Here is a 9,392-nt window from a genome sequence, read left to right on the forward strand (position 1 = left end):
ATGAACGCCCCCGACACCCTGGCGCAAGAATTCGTGCAGTTCTCGGTCGAGGCCGGCGTGCTGCGCTTCGGCGAGTTCCGCACGAAGGCGGGGCGGCTGTCGCCCTACTTCTTCAACGCCGGGCTGTTCAACGACGGCGCCAGACTGGGCCGTCTCGCTTCATTCTATGCACGCCGCCTGCTCGCCAGCGGGCTCGAGTTCGACATGCTGTTCGGCCCGGCCTACAAGGGCATCACGCTGGCCGCGGCGATCTCGATCGAGCTGGCGCGCGAAGGCCGCAACCTGCCCTTCGCCTACAACCGCAAGGAAGCCAAGGACCACGGCGAAGGCGGCACGCTGGTCGGCGCCCCGGTCGCCGGGCGCGTGCTGATCGTCGACGACGTGATCTCTGCCGGCACCTCGGTGCGCGAGTCGATCGCGATGATCCGCGCCGCCGGCGCCACGCCCTGCGGCGTCGCGATCGCCCTGGACCGCCAGGAGAAGGCCACCGAGGCCGACGGCCGCGACGCCGAGTTGTCGGCGGTGCAGGCGGTGCGTTCGCAGCTCGGCCTGGAGGTCGTCGCGATCGCCACGCTGGCCGACCTGCTCGCCTACCTGCGCTCCGGTGCCGACCCGGCGCTGGAGCAGCACACCCCCGCGGTGCAGGCCTACCGCGACCGCTACGGGGTCTGAATGCCGCGACCCCGGCGTCTCGTGTCCGGACGCTGGCTGCTGGCAGCCGGCTCCGTGCTGGCCGGCGCGGCGATGGCGCAGCAGCAGGGGGTACGCAGCGCCGACGGCATCTACAGCTGCGTCGACGACAGCGGCCGGCGCATCACCTCCGACCGCCCGATCCCCGAGTGCATCGCGCGCGAGCAGCGCGTGCTCAACCGCGACGGTTCGCTGCGCAAGGTGGTGCCGCCGACGCCGACGGCCGACGAGCGCGCCGAGATCGAGGCGCGCGAGCGTCGCGCCGTCGAGGCCCGCGCGGCGCAGGCCGACGCGGTACGCCGCGACCGCAACCTGATCGCGCGCTACCCGAACGAGGAAGCGCACCGGCGTGCGCGCGAGGCGGCACTGGACACCGTGCGCGTCGCGATCCGCTCGTCGGAGCAGCGGCTGAAGATGCTGGGCGCCGAGCGCAAGCCGCTTGCCGACGAGACCGAGTTCTACGTCGGCAAGCCGCTGCCGCCCAAGCTGCACCAGGCGCTGGACGCCAACGACGCTGCCACCGACGCCCAGCGCACGGCGATGGCCAACCAGGAGGCCGAGCTGGTGCGCATCAACCGGCTCTACGACGCCGAACTCGACCGCCTGCGCCGGCTCTGGGCCGGCGCCCGTCCGGGTTCGCTGGGGCCGATCGCGACGCTGCCGGAGCCGGCGTCGGCCGCCTCGCGCTGAGCCTGCCCGGGCTCAGCCGAGCTTGCGCCGCAGCAGTTCGCCGGCTTGGGCCGGGTTCGCCTTGCCCTTGCTGGCTTTCATGACTTGGCCGACGAGCGCGTTGAAGGCCTTGTCCTTGCCGGCGCGGAACTCCTCGACCGACTTGGCATTGGCGGCGATGACCTCGTCGACGATCTTCTCGAGCGCGCCCGAGTCGTTCATCTGCTTGAGGCCCTTGGCTTCGATCAGCGCGTCGACATCCGTGCCCTCGCCGCCCCAGAGCGCGTCGAAGACCTGGCGCGCGCCGTTGTGCGATACGGTGCCGTCGGCCACGCGCGTGATCAGCGCGGCCAGCGTCGCCGGCGTCACCGGTGCCGCCTCGATGCCGATCTGCTGCGCGTTCAGGCGTTTGCTGACTTCGCCCATCAGCCAGTTGGCGACCAGCTTGGGCTGGCCGCAGGCCGCGCGCGCGGCTTCGTAGAAGCGCGCGAAGTCCAGGCTCTGGGTCATCATCGCCGCGTCGTAGGCCGGCAGGCCGTCGTCGCGCTGGAAGCGCTCGGCCATCAGCGCCGGCAGCTCGGGCATCGCGGCGCGCACACGCTCCACCCAGTCGGGCGCGATCACCAGCGGCGGCAGGTCGGGGTCGGGGAAATAGCGGTAGTCGTGCGCGTCTTCCTTGCTGCGCATCGCCCGCGTCTCGCCGGTGTCGGGGTTGAACAGCACCGTGGCCTGCTCGATCGCGAGGCCGTCTTCGAGCCGGTCGATCTGCCACTGGACCTCGAAGTCGATCGCCTGCTGCAGGAAGCGGAAGCTGTTGAGGTTCTTGATCTCGCGCCGCGTGCCGAAGGGCTCGCCCGGGTGGCGCACCGAGACGTTGGCGTCGCAGCGGAAGCTGCCTTCCTGCATGTTGCCGTCGCAGATGCCCAGCCAGACGACGAGCGCGTGCAGCGCCTTGGCGTATTCCACCGCCTCGGCCGAGCTGCGCAGGTCGGGCTCGGAGACGATCTCCAGCAGCGGCGTGCCGGCGCGGTTCAGGTCGATGCCGGTCTGGCCGTGGTAGTCCTCGTGCAGGCTCTTGCCGGCGTCTTCCTCGAGGTGGGCGCGGGTCAGGCGCACCGACCGTTTCTCGCCGTCGAGCAGGAAGGAAACGCTGCCGCCCTGCACCACCGGGATCTCGTACTGGCTGATCTGGTAGCCCTTGGGCAGGTCGGGATAGAAGTAGTTCTTGCGCGCGAAGATCGACTGCGGCGCGACCTTGGCGCCGACGGCCAGGCCGAAGCGGATCGCGCGTTCGACCGCGCCGCGGTTGGCCACCGGCAGCGTGCCGGGCAGCGCCAGGTCCACCGGGCAGGCCTGGGTGTTGGGCGCGGCGCCGAAACGTGTCGAGGCGCCGCTGAAGATCTTGCTCTCGGTGGAGAGCTGGGCATGGGTCTCGAAGCCGATGACGACCTCGTAGCCGCGGATGAGGGGGAAGGTCGCCATCGCGTCAGAACCCGGCCGGGGCGCGGGTGTGGAAGTCGGTCGATTGCTGCAGCGCGTGCGCGGCGTGCAGCAGCCGGCCTTCGTCGAAGTAGTTGCCGATCAGCTGCAGCCCCACCGGCATGCCGTGCGCACCGGTGCCGGCCGGCACGCTCATGCCGGGCAGACCGGCCAGGCTGGCGGGCAGCGTGAAGATGTCCGCCAGATAGGCCTGCAGCGGGTCGCCCTGTTCGCCCAGCTGCCAGGCGACGGTCGGCGCCACCGGGCCGGCGATCAGGTCGCACTCGCGGAAAGCGGCCTGGAAGTCGTCGGCGATCATGCGGCGCAGCTTCTGCGCCTGCAGGTAATAGGCGTCGTAGTAGCCGTGGCTGAGCACGTAGGTGCCGATCATGATGCGGCGCTTGACCTCGGGCCCGAAGCCCTCCGCCCGCGTCTTCTTGTACATGTCGAGCAGGTCGGTGTACTGCGCTGCGCGGTGGCCGAACTTCACGCCGTCGAAGCGCGACAGGTTCGAGCTCGCTTCGGCCGGGGCGATGATGTAGTAGACGGGAATCGCCAGCTCGGTGCGCGGCAGGCTGACGTCGATCAGCGTCGCGCCCAGCTTCTCCAGCTCGGCGAGCGCGCTGCGCACCGCGGCGTCGACGTCGGCCGACAGGCCCGCGGCGAAGAACTCGCGCGGCAGGCCGATGCGCAGGCCTTCGAGCGGGCGGGCGGCGCTGGCGCCGTCGCGCACGGCGAGCATCTGGGCGTGGAAGTCCTGCGGCGGGCGTTCGGCGCTGGTCGCGTCGCGTTCGTCGAAGCCGCTCATCGCCGACAGCAGCAGCGCGCAGTCTTCGGCCGAGCGTGCCATCGGGCCGGCCTGGTCCAGGCTGGAGGCGAAGGCGATCATGCCGTAGCGCGAGCACACGCCGTAGGTCGGCTTGATGCCGGTGATGCCGCAGAAGCTGGACGGCTGGCGGATCGAGCCGCCGGTGTCGGTGCCGGTGGCGGCGGCCACCAGGCGCGCAGCGACCGCGGCGGCCGAGCCGCCCGACGAGCCGCCGGGCACACGCGTCGTGTCCCAGGGGTTGTGCACCGGGCCGTAGGCCGAGTTCTCGTTGGCCGAGCCCATCGCGAACTCGTCGCAGTTGAGCTTGCCCAGCGTCACCGTGCCGGCAGCGGCCAGGCGCGCGACGACGGTGGCGTCGAAGGGGCTGGCGTAGCCGGCCAGCATCTTCGAGCCGGCGGTGCTGGGCAGGCCCTTGGTGACGAAGATGTCCTTGTGCGCGATCGGTACGCCGGCCAGCGCCGGCGCGTCGCCGGCGGCAAGCTGCGTGTCGGCGGCGCCTGCGGCCGCGAGCGCGGCCTCGGCGTCGATCGCCAGGAAGGCGCCGAGTGCGCGCTGTTCGTCAGCGCGCGCCAGCAGCGCCTGCACGAGTTCGACGCTGGAGAACTGCCGGGCGCGCAGCGCGCGGGCGGTTTCGGCCACGCCCAGCCGGTGCAGCGCGCTCATTCGATCACCTTGGGAACGAGGAACAGGCCGTCGTCGACGGCGGGGGCGCTCTTCTGGTTGGCTTCACGCTCGTTGCCTTCGGTGACGCGGTCTTCGCGCAGGCGCAGCGCGACGTCCTGCACCGCCGACAGCGGCGTGTAAAGCGGCTCGACGCCGCCCGTGTCGACGGCGCTCATCTTCTCGACGATGCCGAAGAATTCGTTGAGCTGCGCGAGCATGCGCGCCTCTTCGTCGGGCTGAAGCTCGAGCCGCGCCAGATGCGCGATGCGGCTCACGTCCTGCGGTGTGAGGGCCATGGAAACAGGTGCAAATAGGCGCTTGCCAAAGGGCAAGCACGAGGGGTGATCAGGTATTATCTATGGTTACCCACATGCCTTGTCGGTAGCCGGCCGAGCGATGCGTCGCCCGCGCTCCAGGCGCCGGGCTTGAGCCCTTCGATCCAGCCGCCTACCGACCGCCGTCTCCCCCACATGTTCGCCTCACTACGTCGCTATTTCTCGACGGACCTCGCGATCGACCTCGGCACCGCCAACACGCTGATCTACGTGCGCGGCAAGGGGATCGTTCTCGACGAGCCTTCCGTCGTCGCCATCCGCCACGAAGGCGGCCCGAATGGCAAGAAGACCATCCAGGCCGTCGGCGCCGAAGCCAAAGCCATGCTCGGCAAGGTGCCCGGCAACATCGAGGCCATCCGGCCCATGAAGGACGGCGTCATCGCCGACTTCACGGTGACCGAGCAGATGTTGAAGCAGTTCATCAAGATGGTCCATCCGCGTTCGATGACGCGGCCCAGCCCCCGGATCATCATCTGCGTGCCCTGCGGTTCGACCCAGGTCGAGCGCCGCGCGATCCGCGAGTCGGCGCTCGGCGCCGGCGCCTCGGACGTCTACCTGATCGAAGAACCGATGGCCGCAGCCATCGGTGCCGGCCTGCCGGTGTCCGAAGCCTCGGGCTCCATGGTCGTCGACATCGGCGGCGGCACGACCGAAGTCGGCGTCATCTCGCTCGGCGGCATGGTCTACAAGGGCTCGATCCGCGTCGGCGGCGACAAGTTCGACGAGTCGATCATCAACTACATCCGCCGCAACTACGGCATGTTGATCGGCGAGCCGACGGCCGAGGCGATCAAGAAGAACATCGGCAGCGCCTTCCCCGGCTCCGAGGTCAAGGAGATGGAGGTCAAGGGCCGCAACCTCTCCGAAGGCGTGCCGCGCAGCTTCACGATCAGCTCCAACGAGATCCTGGAAGCGCTGACCGACCCGCTGAACCAGATGGTCAGCGCGGTGAAGAACGCGCTCGAGCAGACGCCGCCGGAGCTGGGCGCCGACATCGCCGAGCGCGGCATGATGCTCACCGGCGGCGGCGCGCTGCTGCGCGACCTGGACCGCCTGCTCGCCGAAGAAACCGGCCTGCCGGTGCTCGTCGCCGAAGACCCGCTGACCTGCGTCGTGCGCGGCTGCGGGATGGCGCTGGAGCGCATGGAGCGCCTGGGAAGCATCTTCACGTCCGAGTGACCGCGTGAACCCTCGCGTCGCGCGCCCCGAACCGGCCGCCCGGCCGGTGCGTGGCTGCCGGCGCTCGTGCCCCCCAACCTCCTGCTGAACCGCCGCCGCGAGTCGTCATGCCGCTCGGTACGCTCGACCGCACGCCACCGCCTTTTTTCCGCCAGGGCACCTCGGCGTTCACCAAGCTCGTCTTCTTCGCCGCGCTGGCGCTGTTCCTGATGGTTGCCGACGCCCGGCTGCGCATCGCCGAGCCGGTGCGTGACGCGCTCGCCATCGTGCTGCTGCCGGTGCAGCGCGCGCTGGCAGTGCCGGTCGAACTCGCCTTCGGCGGCGCCGACTACCTGCGTGGCCTGACCGCGGCGCGCGACGCCGAGCGCACGGCGCGCGAGCAGCTGGCGCAGAGCGCCGAGAAGCTGGCGCGTGCCGGTGCCCTGGCCGAGGAGAACACCCGCCTGCGCGCGCTGCTGGAACTGAAACCCGCGATCGCGGTGCGCTCGCAGGCCGCCGAGGTGCTCTACGAAGCCGCCGACCCGTTTTCGCGCAAGGTGATCATCGACCGCGGCCAGGCCCAGGGTGTCGTCGCCGGCTCGCCGGTGGTCAACCAGGACGGCGTGCTCGGCCAGGTGACGCGGCTGTACGCGCTGACCGCCGAGGTGACGCTGCTGGTCGACAAGGACGCCGCGATCCCGGTGCTCAACCAGCGCACCCAGCAGCGCGGCGCGGCATTCGGCGTCGGTTCCGGCATGGAACTGCGCTTCACCTCGGCCAACGACGACGTCCAGGTCGGCGACGCGCTGCAGACCAGCGGCGTCGACGGCGTCTATCCGGCTGGGCTGCCGGTGGCCAAGGTGGTGTCGGTCGAGCGTCGCTCGGAGTCGGGTTTCGCGCGCATCGCGCTGGCGCCGACGGCACGCAGCGACGGCGTGCGCCACGTGCTCGTGCTCGAGCCGCTGGCGCTGCAGCTGCCGCCGCGGCCGGAGCCGCCGCCGGCCGCGCCCGAACTCGCCCGGCGCAGGGGGAGCGGCCGCCGATGATCATGCCGCGTGGCTCTGACCAGCTGCTGCTGCCGGTCAACCCCTTCTTCATCGCGCTCACGCTGCTGCTGGCCTTCGCCTTCATGCTGCTGCCGCTGGGCCCGCATCCGGCGCTGCCGGACCTGCTCGCCGTCGTGCTCGTGTTCTGGACCGTGCACCAGCCGCGGCGTGTCGGCGTCGGCGTGAGCTTCGTCTTCGGCCTGCTGCTGGACGTGCACCAGGGCGCGCTGCTGGGCCAGCACGCGCTCGCCTACACGCTGCTGGCCTATGCCGCCAGCAGCATGCACCGTCGGCTGCTCTGGTTCGGCCTGGTCGAGCAGGCGGTGCAGATCGCGCCGCTGTTCTTTGCCGCCCATCTCGTGTCGCTGCTGGTGCGCCTGGTGGCCGGCGGCATGTTCCCCGGCTGGTGGCTGCTGCTGGCGCCGGTGCTGGAGGCGCTCACCTGGCCGCTCGTCACGATCGTGCTGCTGGCGCCGCAGCGCCGCGCACCCGATCCGGACGAGAATCGGCCGCTGTGACCGAGATCAAGGACCTCGAGCTCGAACTCGGGCGCTTTCGCGCCCGGTTGTTCGCGGCTGCGGTCTTCGTGCTGATCGCCTTCGGCCTGCTGGCCACGCGCCTGGTCTACCTGCAGGTCTTTCGCCACGACGACCTGGCGACGCAGGCCGAGAACAACCGCATCGCGATCGTGCCGACGGTGCCCAACCGCGGGCTGATCGTCGACCGCAACGGCGTCGTGCTGGCGACCAACTACTCGGCCTATACGCTGGAGATCACGCCCTCGCGCATCGGCGAAGTCGAGCTCGACGAGCTGATCGACCAGCTCGGCCAGTACGTCGAGATCCAGCAGCGCGACCGCCGCCGCTTCAAGCGCCAGCTCGAGGAGAGCAAGGGTTTCGAGTCGTTGCCGATCCGCACCAAGCTGAGCGACGAGGAGGTGGCGCGCTTCATGGCGCAGCGCTTCCGCTTCCCGGGCGTCGACGTCAAGGCGCGGCTGTTCCGCCAGTACCCGCTGGGCGATGTCGGCAGCCACTTGCTGGGCTACATCGGCCGCATCAACCTGGCCGAGAAGAAGGCGATCGCCGACTGGCCCGAGGAGCAGCAGGACAACTACCGCGGCACCGAGTACATCGGCAAGCTCGGCCTGGAGCAGAGCTACGAGCAGGAGCTGCACGGCAGCACCGGCTTCGAGGAAGTCGAGACCAGCGCCAACGGCCGCGCCGTGCGCCGCCTGGACAGCCACCCGCCGACGCCGGGCAACAAGCTGGTGCTGTCCATCGACATCAAGCTGCAGGCGCTGGTCGAGCAGATGTTCGGCGACCGCCGCGGCGCGCTGGTCGCGATCGACCCGCGCAACGGCGAGGTGCTGGCCTTCGTCAGCAAGCCGACCTTCGACCCCAACCTGTTCGTCGACGGCATCGACGTCGAGAGCTGGAAGGAGCTCAACGAGAGCATCGACCGGCCGCTGCTGAACCGCGCGCTGCGCGGCACCTATCCGCCGGGTTCGACCTACAAGCCCTTCATGGCGATGGCGGCGCTGCAGTCGGGCAAACGCAGCCCGTCGCTCGTCATCCAGGACAACGCCAGCTGGACCTTCGGCAACCACGTCTTCCGCAGCCACGGCGACATCGCGCTCGGGCCGGTGGACATGTACCGCGCGATCGTCAAGTCGAGCAACGTCTACTTCTATTCGCTTGCCAACGACATGGGCGTGGACCTGATCCACGACATGCTCGATCCGTTCGGCTTCGGCCGCCGCACCGGCGTCGACCTCGAGGGCGAGGTCACCGGCGTGCTGCCGTCCACCGACTGGAAGCGCAAGGCCTACAAGCGCCCCGAGCAGCAGCGCTGGTACGCCGGCGAGACGATCTCGCTGGGCATCGGCCAGGGCTACAACAACTTCACGATGCTGCAGATGGCCAACGCGATGGCCACGCTGGTCTCGGGTGGCCAGCGCTACACCCCGCACCTGGTGCGCGAGGTCGAGGACGTCATCACGCGCCAGCGCCGGCCGGTCGCGGCCACGCCGCAGGAGCCGCTGCCGCTCAAGCCCGAGCACGTCGACCTGGTCAAGCGTGCGCTGCAGGGCGTGACCGTCGAAGGCACCTCGGCCCAGACCTTCGCCGGTGCGCCCTACAGCAGCGGCGGCAAGACCGGCACCGCGCAGGCGGTGACGATCCGCGCCAACGAGAAATACAACGCCGCCAAGCTCGACGAACACAAGCGCGACCACGCGCTCTACACCGCCGTCGCGCCGATCGATCAGCCGCGGGTCGTGCTGGCGGTGGTCGTCGAGAACGCCGGCTTCGGCGCCGGCTCGGCGGCGCCGATCGCACGCCGCGTCGTCGACTACCTGCTGCTGGGCCAGTACCCGAGCGAGGAGGACCTGGCGGCGCTGCGCATGGGCCGTTCCGGCCCGCCGATCGGCACGCCGCGGCGTGCCGTGGACGTGCCGCTGCCGGGCCAGGGCGCGGCAGCGGCCGAGCTGGCGGCGTCGGCCGGCGCGGCGGCCGACGCCGCCAG

9 protein-coding genes are annotated in these 9,392 nt (G+C 70.5%); 6 read left to right on the forward strand and 3 right to left on the reverse strand.

Annotation, left to right across the window (positions count from 1 at the left end; all coding sequences use genetic code 11):
- Both pyrE and CKO43_RS15185 read left to right on the forward strand, forming a co-directional pair.
- Positions 1-672 carry an orotate phosphoribosyltransferase gene (pyrE, locus tag CKO43_RS15180; RefSeq protein WP_200379143.1) on the forward strand — a complete coding sequence of 224 codons (672 nt, stop codon included), beginning with the start codon at positions 1-3 and terminating at the stop codon, positions 670-672.
- 21 nt (positions 673-693) lie between these two features.
- The gene (locus tag CKO43_RS15185; RefSeq protein WP_346014491.1) at positions 694-1,380 is read left to right on the forward strand and encodes a DUF4124 domain-containing protein; all 687 of its coding nucleotides are present in this window, start codon (positions 694-696) and stop codon (positions 1,378-1,380) included.
- A 12-nt stretch (positions 1,381-1,392) separates the two neighbouring features.
- On the opposite strand, the gene gatB is transcribed toward CKO43_RS15185, so the two are convergent.
- The 3 genes from gatB to gatC are packed head-to-tail and all read right to left on the reverse strand — an operon-like array spanning position 1,393 to position 4,626.
- Positions 1,393-2,841, reverse strand: coding sequence for an Asp-tRNA(Asn)/Glu-tRNA(Gln) amidotransferase subunit GatB (gene gatB, locus CKO43_RS15190; protein WP_200231551.1), 1,449 nt, complete (start codon positions 2,839-2,841; stop codon positions 1,393-1,395).
- A 4-nt stretch (positions 2,842-2,845) separates the two neighbouring features.
- A complete protein-coding gene (gene gatA / locus CKO43_RS15195) occupies positions 2,846-4,330 on the reverse strand; it encodes an Asp-tRNA(Asn)/Glu-tRNA(Gln) amidotransferase subunit GatA (protein WP_200379144.1) in 1,485 nt (494 codons plus the stop codon).
- Positions 4,327-4,626, reverse strand: coding sequence for an Asp-tRNA(Asn)/Glu-tRNA(Gln) amidotransferase subunit GatC (gene gatC, locus CKO43_RS15200; RefSeq protein WP_200231549.1), 300 nt, complete (start codon positions 4,624-4,626; stop codon positions 4,327-4,329). Before gatC ends, gatA begins: the two co-directional genes overlap by 4 nt.
- Positions 4,627-4,800: 174 nt before the next feature.
- On the opposite strand from gatC, the gene CKO43_RS15205 reads away from it, so the two are divergent.
- From CKO43_RS15205 to mrdA, 4 genes are all read left to right on the forward strand, one after another.
- Positions 4,801-5,844, forward strand: a complete 1,044-nt coding sequence (locus CKO43_RS15205; protein ID WP_009856758.1) for a rod shape-determining protein — start codon at positions 4,801-4,803, stop codon at positions 5,842-5,844.
- 107 nt (positions 5,845-5,951) lie between these two features.
- Complete coding sequence (gene mreC / locus CKO43_RS15210) at positions 5,952-6,869, forward strand: rod shape-determining protein MreC (RefSeq protein ID WP_200379145.1); 918 nt, start codon at positions 5,952-5,954, stop codon at positions 6,867-6,869.
- A complete protein-coding gene (mreD, locus tag CKO43_RS15215) occupies positions 6,866-7,387 on the forward strand; it encodes a rod shape-determining protein MreD (protein ID WP_200231547.1) in 522 nt (173 codons plus the stop codon). The genes mreC and mreD overlap by 4 nt, the downstream gene beginning before the upstream one ends.
- Positions 7,384-9,392, forward strand: a 2,009-nt coding sequence (mrdA, locus tag CKO43_RS15220) for a penicillin-binding protein 2 (protein WP_346728262.1), incomplete at its 3' end; no start/stop codon positions are given. The genes mreD and mrdA, both read left to right, overlap by 4 nt.

This window comes from Rubrivivax gelatinosus (assembly GCF_016583785.1).
Taxonomy (GTDB): Bacteria; Pseudomonadota; Gammaproteobacteria; order Burkholderiales; family Burkholderiaceae_C; genus Rubrivivax; species Rubrivivax gelatinosus_B.

Bases quoted from the DNA above. Each gene is read 5' to 3' on its own strand.
- pyrE (WP_200379143.1), top strand. From the start codon at position 1: ATGAACGCCCCCGACACCCTGGCGCAAGAATTCGTGCAGTTCTCGGTC.
- gatB (WP_200231551.1), bottom strand. From the start codon at position 2,841: ATGGCGACCTTCCCCCTCATCCGCGGCTACGAGGTCGTCATCGGCTTC.
- gatA (WP_200379144.1), bottom strand. From the start codon at position 4,330: ATGAGCGCGCTGCACCGGCTGGGCGTGGCCGAAACCGCCCGCGCGCTG.
- gatC (WP_200231549.1), bottom strand. From the start codon at position 4,626: ATGGCCCTCACACCGCAGGACGTGAGCCGCATCGCGCATCTGGCGCGG.
- CKO43_RS15205 (WP_009856758.1), top strand. From the start codon at position 4,801: ATGTTCGCCTCACTACGTCGCTATTTCTCGACGGACCTCGCGATCGAC.
- mreC (WP_200379145.1), top strand. From the start codon at position 5,952: ATGCCGCTCGGTACGCTCGACCGCACGCCACCGCCTTTTTTCCGCCAG.
- mreD (WP_200231547.1), top strand. From the start codon at position 6,866: ATGATCATGCCGCGTGGCTCTGACCAGCTGCTGCTGCCGGTCAACCCC.